This window comes from Actinomadura vinacea (assembly GCF_039532545.1).
GTDB classification, from domain to species: Bacteria; Actinomycetota; Actinomycetes; order Streptosporangiales; family Streptosporangiaceae; genus Spirillospora; species Spirillospora vinacea.
Genome location: NZ_BAAARW010000048.1, coordinates 192429 through 206809 on the forward strand (window position 1 = coordinate 192429; position 14381 = coordinate 206809).

The 14381-nt window shown below is 71.6% G+C and carries 14 protein-coding genes, 1 tRNA gene and 1 pseudogene; 13 read left to right on the plus strand and 3 right to left on the minus strand.

Going from position 1 to position 14381, the window contains the following annotated elements:
- Positions 1-1209, plus strand: a complete 1209-nt coding sequence (gene efeB / locus ABD340_RS46585) for an iron uptake transporter deferrochelatase/peroxidase subunit (RefSeq protein WP_344598466.1) — start codon at positions 1-3, stop codon at positions 1207-1209.
- A gap of 18 nt (positions 1210-1227) precedes the next feature.
- Here the strand turns inward: efeB and ABD340_RS46590 are convergent, their stop codons facing one another.
- Positions 1228-2478 (minus strand): molecular chaperone DnaJ, encoded by a 1251-nt coding sequence (locus tag ABD340_RS46590; RefSeq protein ID WP_344598467.1) that lies wholly within the window; start codon positions 2476-2478, stop codon positions 1228-1230.
- 241 nt (positions 2479-2719) lie between these two features.
- Between ABD340_RS46590 and ABD340_RS46595 the strand changes: the two genes are divergently transcribed.
- The 9 genes from ABD340_RS46595 (at position 2720) to ABD340_RS46635 (ending at position 12224) form a co-directional block, all read left to right on the plus strand.
- Positions 2720-3295 carry a TerD family protein gene (locus tag ABD340_RS46595; RefSeq protein ID WP_344598469.1) on the plus strand — a complete coding sequence of 192 codons (576 nt, stop codon included), beginning with the start codon at positions 2720-2722 and terminating at the stop codon, positions 3293-3295.
- A 51-nt stretch (positions 3296-3346) separates the two neighbouring features.
- Entirely contained in the window at positions 3347-3925 is a 579-nt protein-coding gene (locus tag ABD340_RS46600) for a TerD family protein (protein ID WP_344598471.1), read from the plus strand.
- 34 nt (positions 3926-3959) lie between these two features.
- Positions 3960-5099 (plus strand): DUF475 domain-containing protein, encoded by a 1140-nt coding sequence (locus ABD340_RS46605; protein WP_344598472.1) that lies wholly within the window; start codon positions 3960-3962, stop codon positions 5097-5099.
- A 44-nt stretch (positions 5100-5143) separates the two neighbouring features.
- Positions 5144-5722: a TerD family protein gene (locus ABD340_RS46610; protein WP_344598473.1), complete on the plus strand. Its 579-nt coding sequence runs from the start codon at positions 5144-5146 to the stop codon at positions 5720-5722.
- 59 nt (positions 5723-5781) lie between these two features.
- A complete protein-coding gene (locus ABD340_RS46615; RefSeq protein WP_344598475.1) occupies positions 5782-6939 on the plus strand; it encodes an HpcH/HpaI aldolase/citrate lyase family protein in 1158 nt (385 codons plus the stop codon).
- Positions 6936-9491: a phosphoribosyltransferase gene (locus ABD340_RS46620; protein ID WP_344598477.1), complete on the plus strand. Its 2556-nt coding sequence runs from the start codon at positions 6936-6938 to the stop codon at positions 9489-9491. The genes ABD340_RS46615 and ABD340_RS46620 overlap by 4 nt, the downstream gene beginning before the upstream one ends.
- Positions 9488-10297, plus strand: a complete 810-nt coding sequence (locus ABD340_RS46625) for an HAD family hydrolase (RefSeq protein WP_344598479.1) — start codon at positions 9488-9490, stop codon at positions 10295-10297. Before ABD340_RS46620 ends, ABD340_RS46625 begins: the two co-directional genes overlap by 4 nt.
- Positions 10298-10403: 106 nt before the next feature.
- A complete protein-coding gene (locus tag ABD340_RS46630) occupies positions 10404-11723 on the plus strand; it encodes an amylo-alpha-1,6-glucosidase (RefSeq protein WP_344598481.1) in 1320 nt (439 codons plus the stop codon).
- A 9-nt stretch (positions 11724-11732) separates the two neighbouring features.
- Complete coding sequence (locus tag ABD340_RS46635) at positions 11733-12224, plus strand: hypothetical protein (RefSeq protein WP_344598483.1); 492 nt, start codon at positions 11733-11735, stop codon at positions 12222-12224.
- Positions 12225-12233: 9 nt separating this feature from the next.
- Here ABD340_RS46635 and ABD340_RS46640 read toward each other — a convergent pair whose 3' ends face one another.
- On the minus strand, positions 12234-12521 hold the full coding sequence (locus ABD340_RS46640) for a YtxH domain-containing protein (RefSeq protein ID WP_344598484.1): 288 nt from the start codon (positions 12519-12521) through the stop codon (positions 12234-12236).
- 153 nt (positions 12522-12674) lie between these two features.
- On the opposite strand from ABD340_RS46640, the gene ABD340_RS46645 reads away from it, so the two are divergent.
- Together ABD340_RS46645 and ABD340_RS46650 are read left to right on the plus strand one after the other, a co-directional pair.
- Positions 12675-12747 (plus strand) — tRNA-Asn (locus ABD340_RS46645).
- Between the two features lie 137 nt (positions 12748-12884).
- Positions 12885-13634, plus strand: coding sequence for a DUF72 domain-containing protein (locus tag ABD340_RS46650; protein ID WP_344598486.1), 750 nt, complete (start codon positions 12885-12887; stop codon positions 13632-13634).
- Here the strand turns inward: ABD340_RS46650 and ABD340_RS46655 are convergent.
- Positions 13620-14210 carry a TetR/AcrR family transcriptional regulator gene (locus ABD340_RS46655; RefSeq protein WP_344598488.1) on the minus strand — a complete coding sequence of 197 codons (591 nt, stop codon included), beginning with the start codon at positions 14208-14210 and terminating at the stop codon, positions 13620-13622. The genes ABD340_RS46650 and ABD340_RS46655 overlap by 15 nt on opposite strands.
- 110 nt (positions 14211-14320) lie before the next feature.
- On the opposite strand from ABD340_RS46655, the pseudogene ABD340_RS48275 reads away from it, so the two are divergent.
- Positions 14321-14381: pseudogene (locus ABD340_RS48275) on the plus strand (Clp protease N-terminal domain-containing protein); the annotation flags it as partial.

Consider the following 14381-nt stretch of genomic DNA (forward strand, 5'->3'; position numbering starts at 1 on the left):
ATGACGGGTGTCTCGCGGCGGCGCGTGCTCGGCCTCTCGGGCGCGGGCCTGGCGGCCGGGGCGGCGGCGGGCGCGGGCGTCCAGCGGGCCGTGTCGGCGGGTCGGGACGGGCCGCCCGCCGAGATCCCCTTCCACGGCGCGCACCAGGCCGGGATCGTCACGCCCGTCCAGGACCGGCTGCATTTCGCGGCGTTCGACGTCGTGACCGAGAGCCGGGCCAGGCTGGTCCGGACGCTCCAGGAGTGGACGGCCGCTGCCGCGGCGATGACGGCGGGCCGCCCGGTCGGGGGAGGGGCCGTGGGCGGCCCGCCCGTGGCGCCGCCGGACGACACCGGCGAGGCGCTCGGCCTGCCCGCGTCCCGGCTGACCCTGACCATCGGCTTCGGCCCCTCGCTCTTCGGGAGGCGGCACCTGGGGCTCGCGGCGCGCCGCCCGCCCGCGCTCGCCGACCTGCCGCGCTTTCCCGGCGACCGGCTCGACCCGGCGCGCAGCGGCGGCGACATCGCCGTCCAGGCGTGCGCGGACGATCCGCAGGTGGCGGTGCACGCCGTCCGCAACCTCGCGCGCCTGGGCTTCGGCACGGTCGCGGTGCGCTGGTCGCAGCTCGGGTTCGGCAAGACCTCGTCCACGACGCCGCAGGCGCAGACCCCGCGCAACCTGTTCGGGTTCAAGGACGGGACCGCGAACATCCCCGGCACCGCGACCGCGCTCCTGGACCGGCATGTGTGGGCCGCCGCGGGCGACGGCGCGCCCTGGATGGCCGGGGGCTCCTACCTGGTCGTCCGGCGCATCCGCATGCACATCGAGACCTGGGACCGCACCTCCCTCCAGGAGCAGGAGGAGATCATCGGACGCGACAAGGCCGAGGGCGCCCCGGCCGGGCGGGCGAGGGAACGGGACGAGGTCGTCCTCGGCCGCATGAGGCCCGACGCGCACGTCCGGCTGGCCCACCCCGGCGGCAACGGCGGCGCCCGCATCCTGCGGCGCGGGTTCTCCTTCACCGACGGGACGGACGGCCTCGGGCGCCTGGACGCGGGGTTGTTCTTCATCGCGTTCCAGCGCGACCCGCGCACGGGCTTCGTCCCGATCCAGCGGTCCCTGGCGCCCGATCGGCTCAACGAGTACATCCAGCACGTCGGCTCGGGGGTCTACGCCTGCCCGCCCGGGGTGGGACCGGGCGGCTACTGGGGCGAGGGCCTGTTCGCCTAGGCCGCGTCGCCCGGAAGGTCAGCCCTGCCCGGCGCGTTCGGCGCGGATGCGGGACACCACGTCCCCCGCCGCGGTCTTGATCGACTCCAGTTCCCGCAGGTACGACCAGTAGTCCGGGTGGGGGCCGACGAGCCGCCGCGGGGCCCGGTCCAGACGCTGCACGAGGGCGTCCAGCGCGCCGGCGTGCTGCGGCGGGGCACCGCCCGGCTGGGCGACGGCGAGCCTCTGGGCGTCCCGGACGGCGAACCGCGCGGCCTCGGCGGGCCGGTCCGGATCGGCCGCCACCGCGTCCAGCTCCGCGACCCGTCCGGTGACCTGCCCGGCCCGGCGTTCGGCGGCGTTCAGCTCGGTGCGGGCGGCGGTCAGCGCCCGCTGCGCCTGCTTCCACTCGTTGCGCGCCACGTGCCGGGACGCCTCGTTCAGCCGCTCGCGGGCCCGCTCCACGCCGCCGCCCACGGCCTCGGGGGCGCCCTTGAGGTCCTGCCAGCAGGACTGCGAGTAGTTGCGCAGCAGCAGCTTCATCGCCTGCCGGACCGGCTCGATCCGTCCCGCGACCATGTCGGAGCGGGTCCGGACCGAGGCGAGCGAGTTGCGGACCTTCTCGCCCAGCCGGGGCAGCTCCTCGGCCGCCTCCTTGGCGTGCTCGGCGACGCGGCGCACCTCTTCGGCCTGGTCCATCGCGCCGGCCAGCCCGAGCCCGCCCAGGCCCTGCGAACCGAGCACCGCCAGGGCGGCCTTGGCGCGCTCCAGCTCGGTCTCGGGATCGGAGGCGTCCATGCCCGCGGTGCGGGCGGCGGCGATCGCGGCGTCGGCGGCGGCCACCGCGTCGCGGGCGGCGGTCAGCCGCGGCGGCAGGCTGTCGAGCGCCGCCTCCAGCCGGGCCATCTGCGGGGCGAGCCGCTCGGCGAACCGGTTCAGATCGGCGGTGATCTCCTTGAGCCGGTCGGTGGCCGCGACGAACGCCCGCCGCGCCGCGTCGTACTCGCCGGGGCCGCGTTCCCGGTCGTCGTCGAGCTCGTTGGCGTCCAGGACTGCGATATACGCCACAGCCGCGGCGTCCGCGGCGTCGCCCAGCCCGCGGAACTCGTCCCGCACCGGCGCCGCCGCCCGGGCGTCCAGGTCGGCGAAGACCGTGACGCGGCCCTGCAGGTACTTCTGTGCCTGGTCCATGTCGTAGAAGGCGGTGGCGGCCGCCTCCCTGGCCTCGATCGCCGCGGCGGCCGCCTGCCCGTCCCTGCCGCGGCGCCGCTGGCCCCCTGCTCCCCGCAACTGCCGCCTCCCTGTCTCCCGCGTCCCCGGCGTCCCCGATCCGCTCCTAGTCTCGCGCAGGAGGCCCGCGGCGGTCACCATCCGGTCAAGGTCATAGCCCCGGATCGGCGGCGCGCAGGGGGTTCCGGCGGTGGGGGAGGGAACGGATAGCATCGCTCCAACGTCGGGTATACGGGACGCCTGCGGCGTCCCAAGGGCCGGCCGGGGCTCCGGGCGGCAGGGTAACGATCTTGGAGGCACTGTGGGTGTCAGTCTCAGCAAGGGCGGCAACGTCTCCCTCACCAAGCAGGCCCCGGGGCTCACCGCGGTGACCGTCGGTCTCGGCTGGGACCTGCGCACCACCACCGGCTCCGACTTCGACCTCGACGCCTCCGCGCTGGTGCTGGACGGCTCGGGCAAGATCGTCTCCGACGGCCACTTCGTGTTCTTCAACAACCTGCGCACCCCCGACGGCGGCGTCGAGCACACCGGCGACAACAAGACCGGGGTGGGCGAGGGCGACGACGAGCAGATCAAGGTGAACTTCGCCGCGATGCCGGCCACCGCCGAGCGGGTCGCGTTCGCCGTGTCGATCTACGAGGCCGACTCCCGCGGGCAGAACTTCGGCCAGGTCCGCAACGCCTTCATCCGGGTGGTCAACCAGGGCGACGGCACCGAGATGGCCCGCTACGACCTGAGCGAGGACGCCTCGACCGAGACCGCGATGGTGTTCGGCGAGCTGTACCGCAACGGGACCGACTGGAAGTTCCGCGCGGTCGGGCAGGGCTACGCCTCCGGCCTGGCCGGGATCGCCACCGACTTCGGCGTCAACCTCTAGCCCGTCCCCCGGCCCCCGCCGGCCGGCCTCTCCAGCAGGGAGTATCCGATCATGGGAGTATCGCTCGCCAAGGGCGGAAACGTCTCGCTCACCAAGGCCGTCCCCGATCTCACCGCCGTCGCCGTGGGGCTGGGCTGGGACGTGCGGGCCAGCACCGGCGCCGACTTCGACCTCGACGCGTCGGCGCTGCTGCTCGACTCCGGCGGTAAGGTACTCTCCGATCAGCATTTCGTATTCTTCAACAATCTCAAGAGCCCCGACGGATCGGTCGAGCACACCGGCGACAACCTCACCGGAGAGGGCGAGGGCGACGATGAGTCGATCAACGTCGACCTCGGCGCCGTGCCGGCCGGGTGCGACCGCATCGTCTTTCCCGTCTCGATCTACGACGCCGACAGCCGGGCGCAGAACTTCGGCCAGGTCCGCAACGCCTTCATCCGGATCGTGAACCGGAGCGACGGCACCGAGCTGGCCCGGTTCGACCTCACCGAGGACGCCTCGACGGAGACCGCGATGGTCTTCGGTGAGCTCTACCGGCACAGCGGAGAGTGGAAGTTCCGCGCGGTGGGCCAGGGGTACGCCTCCGGCCTGGCCGGCATCGCCATGGACTTCGGCGTCAACGTCGGTTGAACGCCGCCGGCCCACCTCGAACAGAAAAGTACGCATGATTCTTCGCACCTTCGGGTGGTCCTTCGGGGTCACCGCCATCGGACTGGTCGTCGCGCTCCTCTATGGTGGCCCCGCCGGGCTCGCGCTGGTGGCGGTCCTGGCCGTCCTCGAGATCTCGCTCTCCTTCGACAACGCCGTGGTCAACGCCAAGGTGCTCGACCGGATGAGCCCGTTCTGGCAGAAGATCTTCCTGACCATCGGCATCGCGATCGCGGTGTTCGGCATGCGGCTGGTGTTCCCGCTGGTGATCGTGGTGATCACCGCCGGGCTGGGGCCGATCGAGGCGTTCGATCTGGCGCTGAACGAGCCGGAGCAGTACCACCACGCGATGGAGTCGGCCTATCCGACGATCGCCGCGTTCGGCGGGATGTTCCTGCTGATGCTGTTCCTGGACTTCGTGTTCGAGGACCACGCGCACAAGTGGCTGCCGTGGCTGGAACGGCCGCTGGCGCGGATCGGGAAGCTGGACCAGCTGTCGGTGGTCGTGGCCGGCGGCTCGCTGGCGCTGGTGTCGGGGGTCTGGGCGAAGGACCCGGGCAACGTGATGATCGCCGGGGTGCTCGGCATGGTGACCTACATCCTGGTGAACGGGCTGGGCGAGCTGTTCTCCGGTGCCAGCGGCCTCGACGAGGACGATGACGACGACGGGGACGACGAGGGCGACGCGAAGGCCGAGGCCGAGGTGGAGCGCCGCGGCGGGCCGAGCCAGCTGGCGCTGGCCACCGGCAAGGCCGGCTTCTTCCTGTTCCTCTACCTGGAGGTGCTGGACGCCTCGTTCTCCTTCGACGGCGTCATCGGCGCGTTCGCGATCAGCACCGACCCGATCGTGATCGCGCTGGGGCTGGGCATCGGCGCGATGTACATCCGTTCGCTCACCGTCTTCCTGGTGCGCAAGGGCACGCTGCACGAGTACGTGTACCTGGAGCACGGGGCGCACTGGGCGATCGGCGCCCTGGCCGTGTGCATGCTGATCAGCATCGCGCACCACGTGCCCGAATGGATCACCGGCGGGCTGGGCGCGGGCCTGATCATCGCGGCCTTCCTCAGCTCGGTGGTGCGCAACCGTTCCGGCGAGGGCGACGAGGAAGACGCCGCGGCCGGCGAGGACAAGCAGCTGCACTCCTCCGGGGTGTAGCCGGACCATCCTGCGTGTAATCGGTCTCACCAAAGGAGCTGATGATGTCGATCTCGCTGCAGAAGGGTCAGAAGGTATCGCTGGCCAAACCGGACGGGGGCGGGCTCACCCGGGTCAAGATGGGCCTGGGCTGGGACGCGGTGGCCAAGAAGGGGCGGTTCGGCAAGTCCAAGGCGCAGTCGATCGACCTCGACGCGTCCTGCCTGATGTTCGACGCCAGCGGCAACCTGGCCGACCAGGTGTGGTTCCGCCAGCTGCGCAGCAAGGACGGCTCGGTGCTGCACACCGGCGACAACCTCACCGGGGAGGGCGAGGGCGACGACGAGGTCATCAACGTCGACCTGCCGTCGGTGCCGTCCAACGTCGCCCAGCTGGTGTTCACCGTGAACTCCTTCACCGGCCAGGACTTCTCGCAGATCGCCAACGCGTTCTGCCGGCTGGTGGACGAGACGACCGGGCGGGAGATCGCCCGCTACGAGCTGAGCGGTTCCGGCGGGCACAACGCGCAGATCATGGCGAAGGTGTCGCGGGACGGGCAGGGCTGGGCGATGACGGCGATCGGCGCGACCGCCAACGGGCGGACGTTCCAGCACCTCCTCCCGACGGTCTCCGCCCACCTGTGAGACCGGCCGCGGGACCGCCGGTGGGCGCGGACGGATGAGAGCGGGAGGATCCGGCGTGCATGCGGCACTTTGACCACATCGAGAGCCGGCTCCGCAAGCACCTGTTCTACCGGCACCCCCGCGCCTTCGACCGGCACGACGACCCGTCGCTGCTGGCGGTGGCGCTCGGCGCGACGCTGTACTGCCCCGCGATCCGCCCGGCCCTGGCCGCCGACGTCGCCAAGGCCGCGCGGCGCGGCGTGGCCAGCATGGTGCTGTGCCTGGAGGACTCGGTCGCCGACGAGGACGTGGCGGCGGCCGAGGCCAACCTGGTGGCGCAGCTGGAGCGGGTGCACACGGCGGGCACGCAGGCGCCGCTGCTGTTCGTCCGGGTCCGCACCGTCGAGCAGGTAGGCGACCTGGCGGTGCGGCTCGGCGCGGCGGCGGAGCTGGTGAGCGGCTTCGTCCTGCCCAAGTTCACCGCGGCGGCGGGCGGGGAGTTCCTGGACGCGGTGGCGGCGGCGGAGGCGCGTACCGGGCACCGGCTGCTGGCCATGCCGGTGATCGAGAGCGATCAGGCGGTGTACCGGGAGACCCGCACCGACCTGCTCCAGGACGTGGCGCGGCTGCTGGCCAAGCACCGGGAGCGGGTGCTGGCGGTGCGGATCGGCGCGACCGACATGTCCGCGGCGTACGGGCTGCGCCGTCCGCCCGACCTGTCGATCTACGACATCGGCCCGGTGGCGGGGGCGATCGCGGACGTGGTCAACATCCTGGGCCGGGCCGACGGCACCGGCTTCGTGGTGACGGGCCCGGTCTGGGAGTACTTCTCGGCCGGGGAGCGGATGTTCAAGCCGCAGCTGCGGCAGTCGCCGTTCGAGGCGCTGCGGGCCGCGCCGCTGCGGGAGCGGCTGATCACCTCGGACCTGGACGGCCTGATCCGCGAGGTGCATCTGGACAAGGCCAACGGCCTGATCGGCAAGACCGTCATCCACCCGAGCCATGTGGCGGCGGTGCACGCCCTGTCCGTGGTGACGCATGAGGAGTACTGCGATGCCTCCGACATCCTCGGGGAGAACGGCGGCGGCGCGATGCGCAGCGTCTACGCCAACAAGATGAACGAGGCCAAGCCGCATCGGGCCTGGGCGGAGCGGCTGATGCTGCGCGCCCGGGTGTTCGGGGTGGCGGCGGAGGGCGTGACGTTCGTCGAGTTGCTGGAAGCGGCGGGCGGCCAGTGAGCGTGCTGGACGCGCGGCCTGGTGAGCACCGGGTGTGGCCGGGGGAGTGGGTGGCGTCCCGCCTGGGTGTGCGGCTGCGTGATGGTGCGGGTCCCGTCGGCGAGGGCCTGCTTGCGGATCTGGTGGAGCTCGTCGACCTAGTGGGGCTTGCCGTACGCCGCAACCCGCGTCGTGCGCATCTGCTGGTGTCGACCGTGCTCGGCAAGCATGTCCCTACCGATCCGCGCCTGGTGTACGGCTCGGGCCTGCTGCTGGGCGAGCTCGTCCGCCGTTGCTTGGGTGCGGCCCCCGGGGACGCCGGGTGCGGGGTGTTGCTGGCCGACGCCTTGCACGGGCGCAAGGACGCTGCGGAGCAGCTGTGTGACCGCCTGCGCGAACCGCGTGAGCCTGTGGACGCCATGGTTCTCGGCTACGCCGAGACCGCGACGGCTTTGGGCCATTCAGTGGCGGACGCGCTCGGCGGGGCCTGCTACCTGCATTCCACGCGGCGGCCAGTCGAAGGCTTCAGTACGTACGGCGGCTTCGAGGAGGAGCACAGCCACGCCACCAGCCATCTCCTTCTCCCGAGCGACCCCGCGCTCTTCGAGCGCGATGTTCCGCTCGTGCTGGTGGACGACGAACTGTCCACCGGCCGCACGGTCATCAACACGATCGCGGCGCTCCATAGGGTGCGTCCACGCGCGCACTACGTGGTGGCCTCTCTCGTCGACCTTCGGGGGGACGATGACCGTGCCGCCGTACAGGCCTTCGCCGCGACGCTGGGAGCGCGCATAGACGTTGTGGCCTTGGCCACAGGGCGGGTGGCGTTGCCCGAAGGCATTCTCGAAGCGGGTCAGGCATTGGTCACCGGCCTCGAACACCCTCCCGCCCCCGACACCTTGGAAACAGGGCCGTTCAAGGTGGCGAGGGTCGATCTGGGCTGGCCTGAGGGGCTTCCCGATGGCGGACGGCACGGATTCCTGCCCGAACACCGTGAATGTCTCGACAACGCCTTGGCGTCCATGGCGGAACGCGTCGCCGCGCATTTGCCTGCTGACGCGTCCAGGGTCCTGGTGCTGGGGTTCGAAGAGCTGATGTACGCGCCGCTGCGCCTGGCCGGGGCCCTTGCGGACGGCCTGCCCGGTGATGTGGACGTCCGCTACTCGACGACGACTCGCTCGCCAGTCCTCGCCGTGGACGACCCCGGTTACGCCATCCGCACGCGTCTCAGCTTCCCGGCACATGACGAACCTGCCGACGGGCCAGGGGAACGCTACGCCTACAACGTGGCTCCTGGGGAAGACCCGTCCCGCGCGTTCGATGCGATCGTGCTCGTGATCGACGATGCCGCCGATACCCCCGCCCTGGCCGAGGGCCTTCTCGCCCAGTTGCAGGGGCTCGCACCCACGGTTCTGGCCACCGTGCCCTCGCACCGCCCCGGCCCTGAGCCTTTGCACGGCCCGGACTTCGGCAGCTATCCGGCCGAAGACGTGGCGTGGCTTCTGAAGGACCTCTCGGCCGTTCGGCTGGAGGCTCCCACGGAACAGCGGGAGGCGGCCATACAAGCAGGGCGGGCGCACTACTCCGAATCCCTTCCGGTCGAGTACCAGCCGAGCCCCGAATACCAGCGGCTCTTCCGCGACGCCCTCGACGCCTCCGCGGAGAGGCTCGCGTACGCGGTCGGAGTCATCACCGAGATGATCCTGACCGAACGCGGGCCCGGGGCCGTCCTGGTGTCGCTGGCCCGCGCCGGCACCCCGGTCGGGATCCTGGCGCGCCGCTGGGCGCGGTTCGCCCACGGCCTCGACCTGCCGCACTACGCGATCAGCATCGTGCGCGGGCGCGGCATCGACGAGGTCGCGCTCACCCACATCGCCGCCCGCCACGACCCGGCGCGGGTGATGTTCGTGGACGGCTGGACGGGCAAGGGCGCGATCACCCGGGAGCTCACCGCGGCCCTCGGCGCGCACGCCGCCGCGACGGGCCGGCGGTTCCCGCCCGACCTGGCGGTGCTGGCCGACCCCGGCCGCTGCACGTCCCTGTTCGGCACCCGCGACGACTTCCTGATCCCGTCGGCGTGCCTGAACTCGACGGTGTCGGGCCTGGTCAGCCGCACCGTCCTGAACCGCGACCTGATCGGCCCCGGCGACTTCCACGGCGCCAAGTTCTACTCCGAACTGGCCGCCGCCGACATGTCGGCGGCCTTCCTCGACGCGGTGTGCGCACGCTTCGGCGACGTCGCCGGACGCGTCGTCCAGGACCTGCCCGGCCTGCTCGCCGCCGACCGCGCGCCCGACTGGTCCGGCTGGGAGGCGGTCCGCCGGGTCGGCGAGGCGCACGGCATCGACGACCTGAACCTCATCAAGCCGGGCGTGGGGGAGACCACGCGGGTGCTGCTGCGGCGCGTCCCTTGGAAGGTGCTGGCCCGTGCCGACGCAGAGGAAGACCTGACCCACATCAGGCTCCTGGCCGCCGAACGGGGCGTTCCCGTAGAGGACATCGAACCCGAGGCGATTCCATACGCCTGCGTTGGCCTGATCCACCCGCGCTATGGAAAAGGGGCCGTGCAATGAGCGTTCTGGTGTGTTCCGACCTTGACCGTACGCTCATCTACTCGCAGGCGGCCCTCGGCTTCGAAGGCCGCGACGACGCAACCCTGCCCCGCCTGCTCTGTGTGGAGCTGTACCAGGCGCTCCCCCTCTCCTACATGACAGAGACGGCCGCCCGAGGGCTGGAAGCCCTGGCCGCCGCAACCACGTTCGTCCCCACGACGACCCGTACGCCGGAGCAGTACGCCCGCGTGCACCTGTTCGACAAGCCGTCCCCTTACGCCATCTGCGCCAACGGCGGGCACATCCTGGTGGACGGGGTGGACGACCCCGACTGGTCCTCGGCCGTACGGACGCGCAACGCCGAGACGGGCACGGCCTTGGCCGAGGTACGGGAACACCTCGCGGGCATAAGCGGCGCGTTCGTCCTGAAGCGCCGCACCGCCTCGGACCTCTTCGCCTACGCCGTCGTAGAACGGACGGCTCTCCCAACCGGGTGGGTGGACGAGCTCACCGGCTGGTGCGCCGAACGCGGCTGGCGGACGTCCCTCCAAGGCCGCAAGATCTACTGCCTTCCCGAAGGCCTCACCAAGGCGGCGGCGGCCGCCGAGGTGGCCCGCCGTACGGGCGCGGACTCGACGCTGGCGGCCGGAGACTCCCTCCTCGACGTCGAACTCCTGGAGGCCGCCGACGCGTCCATCAGGCCCGCCCACGGCGAGCTCCACGAGACCGGCTGGACGTCCCCGAACACCACGATCACCACCGCCGCCGGCATCGAGGCGGGAGAGGAGACCATCGCCTGGCTTCTGAGCCGCACGGCCGGAAGATAAAGACCGGCCCAGGGGTCGCCCACCCGGCTTCCAGAGGGAAGAATTGACCGCGGGCATACACCCTCCCGCCCCGCGGGAGAGCCGATCGGGAGGTCGTACTGGCCCTATGACTGCCCGTCTGACCGGCGACGAGACCGCGCTCTGGGACGCCGCGGCCCGGGTTCTCGATGCCAATTGGACCGGGTCGGCCACCGTCCCCTCCCCGGGCCTCTACCCGCACCAGTGGAGTTGGGACTCGGTCTTCGTCAGCATGGGCCTGGCCAGGCACCGCCGCGACCGCGCCGAACGCGAACTGCTCACCCTCTTCCGGGGACAGTGGGCCGACGGGCTGGTCCCGCACATCGTGTTCAACACCACACTCGCACGGCACGCCTATTTCCCAGGGCCCGACCTGTGGCGCAGCGACCGCCAGCCCCACGCGCCCCACGGCGTCCACACCTCGGGCCTCACCCAGCCCCCGCTGCACGCCCTGGCCGCCCTGCGCCTACACGAGTGCGCCGCCGATGCAGAACGCAGCCGCACCTTCCTGGCCCGCCTTTACCCGATGCTGGTGGCACAGCACCGCTACCTCGCCCAATGCCGGGACATTGGCTCCAGCGGGCTCGTCGCCATATGCCACCCGTGGGAATCGGGCCTTGACAACAGCCCCACCTGGGACAGCCCCCTGGGCGCCCTGCAACTGCCCCCGACCATGTACGCGCCCCATAGGACGTCCAGCAGCCTCCCCACCGGCGAGGACTACGAACGCTACGTATGGCTCGTCACCCTGCTCCGCGAGGCCGGCTACAAGACCGATTACATGCGCGAGTCGCACCCCTTCGCCGTGGAGGACCCCCTCGTCAACGCGACCTACCTCGCCTCCACCCACGCCCTCGCCGAACTCGCCGAGATCCTCGGCCGCGACCCCGCACCGCACCGCGAACGGGCCCAGCGCATCCACCAGGCCCTCCTGGACCGGCTCTGGGACGGCGAGACCGGCTGCTTCCGCGCCCGCGACCTGCGCGCCGGCCGGCTGCTCCCGGTGATCAGCGCCGCCGGGTTCGTGCCGCTCCTGGACCCCGAACTGCCGGACCCGGTGGTCCGCTCCCTCGTCGACCTGCTGCTGTCGGCCCGCTTCGCCGGCGCGGCCGGCTACCCCGTCCCCACCTGCGACATCCAGGCGCCCGCGTTCGACCGGGCCGGGTACTGGCGCGGGCCCACCTGGATCAACATCAACTGGCTGCTGTGGCACGGCGCCCTCGGCCACGGCCTCCCGGTGATCGCGGACCTGCTGTACGGCGCGACGCTGCGCCTGGTCCGCCAGTCGGGGTTCCGCGAGTTCTTCGACCCGTTCGACGGCACCGGCCGCGGCGGCCACGAACACAGCTGGTCCGCGGCGCTCGTCCTGGACCTGCTGGGCGCCCGCCGCGCGCCGCGGGCCGCGTAACGTGAACGCATGCGCCTCTCCCGGCGGCCACCCGCCCCCGTACGCGACAAGCTCACCCTGGAACGGGGCGAGCGAACCCTTGCCACCGCGCCCACCCGCGGCGGTTCGTACGTCGTCGCCACCTCCACCGCCCTGCACCTGCCCACGCTCTCAGGCGAGTTCCTGCGGCTGCCGTGGGAGCGCGTCGACCGCGCCTCCTGGAAGGACGGCTGGCTGCACGTCCACGAGACCTCAGGCGGCCCGGAGCACCACGTCCGCCTCACCGACCCCGGCTCGGTCCCCGAGACGGTGCGGGAACGCGTCACCGCCACCGTCGTGGTCAGCCACCACGCCAAACTGCCCGGGGGCGGCTCGGTCCGCATCGCGGGACGGCGCCCGGCCGGCGGCGGCGAGGTGCGCTGGTCGTTCGTCTTCGAGGCGGGGATGGACGCCTCCGACCCGGGCCTGCACGCCCAGGCCGAGCAACTCCTGGAGGACCTGCGCCGCCAGACGGGCCTCTAGGTGGTCCCTCTAGGGGGTCGGCGCCGAGGTGTCGGGCCGCGCGGTCTCCTGGGCTTCGCCCGGCGTGTCGCGGCGCCCGGGCATCCGCTGCCCGATCTGCTCGGGAACCCGCTCCCGGGCGGCCCCGGCGAGCTCGCCGCCCTTGGTGCGCAGCGTCTCGGCGGCCTCGTGGACCTTGGGGTTCTCGCTGACCCGCCGCGACGCCTGGACGATCTGCTCGTACCGTTCGCGGCCGGCCTTGGTCCCCAGGACGTAGCCCAGCGCCGCACCCGCCATGAACGTCAGGCGATATTTCATGCCTAACCCCCGGTGCTCTGTGGTTTCGTGCCCCTCCCATACCCAGGAACCGCCGGGCCAGTCGCCTGGGATTTAAGGGTGCGCGAGCACCTCCCGTGATGCGCTAACCTAGACGCGCTGGCGGGGCCTAGGAGGCCCGGCCGGGCGACCCGATCCCGCGTAGCTCAATCGGCAGAGCAGCCGGCTGTTAACCGGCAGGTTATTGGTTCGAGTCCAATCGCGGGAGCAAAACCTCACCTGCACAGACGCAGGTCAGCCCCGTTCCGGATGATCCGGAACGGGGCTTTCCCGTCCGTGCCCGAGTGCTCTGTCGCCTGTTCGGACAGCACACCTAGGGCGGTCGTGGCCGGGTAGGAACGTTGTATGCCTGTGCTTGTGGGCACGTCCGGTTGGCAGTACGCGGACTGGCGCGGGGTGCTTTACCCGGTCGGGGTTCCTCAGCGGTTGTGGCTCGAGCGGTACGCCGAGTCCTTTCCGACTGTTGAGAACAACGCGGCGTTCTACCGGCTGCCGAAGCGGGAGACGTTCGAGGCCTGGCGCGACCGTACGCCCGAGGGGTTCGTCATGGCGGTCAAGGCGAGCCGCTACCTGACCCACATCAAGCGGCTCAGGGACCCGGCCGAGCCGGTGGAGCGGCTGATGCGCGCGGCCCGTGGCCTGGGCGGCAGGCTTGGTCCGGTCCTGCTGCAACTGCCGCCGACGCTGCGCGCCGACACCGGGCTGCTAAACGAGTGCCTGGGACGCTTCCCCGATGAGGTGCGGATCGCCGTCGAGCCTCGCCACGAGACCTGGTGGAACGACGAGATACGGGACGTGCTGGAACGCCACGGCGCGGCGCTGTGTTGGGCGGACATTCTCGGGCGCCCCGTGTCGCCCCTCTGGCGCACGGCGGACTGGGGTTACATGCGCTTCCACGAAGGGGCCGCCACGCCCTGGCCGAAGTACGGGGACAGGGCGCTGGCGTCGTGGGCGCGCCGCATCACAGACACGTGGGGCCCCGAGCGGGACGTCTATGTGTACTTCAACAACGACCCGGGCGGTGCCGCCGTACGCGACGCGGTGCGTTTCGCCGCCGCTGTTGGCGGCCGGAAGCCCACGTCAGCGCGGGCGTAGGCCGTCGAACACGACCGCCAGCGTCCGGTCCTGTAGATCGGGCTCCCAGCTTGTGTGCAGGGACGCCTGGCAGACGCCGATGAGGAGGGCCATCACCTCGGGCGCGCGGACGTCCGCGCGGATCGTTCCGGCGCGCTGGGCGTTGGCGAGGAGGTCCTCGATGCCCTGGCGAAGGGCGTGCACGGGTTTGGCGACGGTGATGTCGATGCCGGCCTCGGCGAGCAGGTCGACCACGGTCTTCTTCTCGGTGGACTGCTCCACCATCCGGGTGAAGAAGGTGAAGAACGCGGTGGCGGGATCGCCCTGCAGCAGCCGCTCGATGTCCTCGGCGAGGCCGGTCGCGACCTTCCCGATGATGGCCTGGAGCAGCGCCTCCTTGGTGGGGAAGTGGCGGAAGACGGTGCCGATGCCGACGCCCGCCTTCTGGGCGATCTCCTCGGTCGAGGCGTCCCGGCCCTTCGCGGCGAAGACCGTCTCGGCGGCCTCGAGGATGCGGCGGCGGTTGCGCTGCGCGTCGGCGCGCAGCGACCTGCCGTCGAGGGCGGATCGGGTCGTCGCGCGCTTGGGCGAGGGCATCGGATCGGTCTCCTGTGCATTGACATCCGGAGCAATGACTCCGTAATCTCTGGCTAAAAGGTGAGTATAGACTCCGATTCTTGGCATGGCGCCTGGTAAGGGGCGAGGAGATGTTCGAGAGGTTCACCGACCGCGCGCGGCGGGTTGTCGTTCTGGCTCAGGAAGAGGCCA

Bases quoted from the DNA above. Each gene is read 5' to 3' on its own strand.
- ABD340_RS46600 (WP_344598471.1), top strand. From the start codon at position 3,347: ATGGGAGTATCGCTCGCCAAGGGCGGAAACGTCTCGCTCACCAAGGCC.
- efeB (WP_344598466.1), top strand. From the start codon at position 1: ATGACGGGTGTCTCGCGGCGGCGCGTGCTCGGCCTCTCGGGCGCGGGC.
- ABD340_RS46635 (WP_344598483.1), top strand. From the start codon at position 11,733: ATGCGCCTCTCCCGGCGGCCACCCGCCCCCGTACGCGACAAGCTCACC.
- ABD340_RS46640 (WP_344598484.1), bottom strand. From the start codon at position 12,521: ATGAAATATCGCCTGACGTTCATGGCGGGTGCGGCGCTGGGCTACGTC.
- ABD340_RS46630 (WP_344598481.1), top strand. From the start codon at position 10,404: ATGACTGCCCGTCTGACCGGCGACGAGACCGCGCTCTGGGACGCCGCG.
- ABD340_RS46615 (WP_344598475.1), top strand. From the start codon at position 5,782: ATGCGGCACTTTGACCACATCGAGAGCCGGCTCCGCAAGCACCTGTTC.
- ABD340_RS46605 (WP_344598472.1), top strand. From the start codon at position 3,960: ATGATTCTTCGCACCTTCGGGTGGTCCTTCGGGGTCACCGCCATCGGA.
- ABD340_RS46625 (WP_344598479.1), top strand. From the start codon at position 9,488: ATGAGCGTTCTGGTGTGTTCCGACCTTGACCGTACGCTCATCTACTCG.
- ABD340_RS46655 (WP_344598488.1), bottom strand. From the start codon at position 14,210: ATGCCCTCGCCCAAGCGCGCGACGACCCGATCCGCCCTCGACGGCAGG.
- ABD340_RS46610 (WP_344598473.1), top strand. From the start codon at position 5,144: ATGTCGATCTCGCTGCAGAAGGGTCAGAAGGTATCGCTGGCCAAACCG.
- ABD340_RS46650 (WP_344598486.1), top strand. From the start codon at position 12,885: ATGCCTGTGCTTGTGGGCACGTCCGGTTGGCAGTACGCGGACTGGCGC.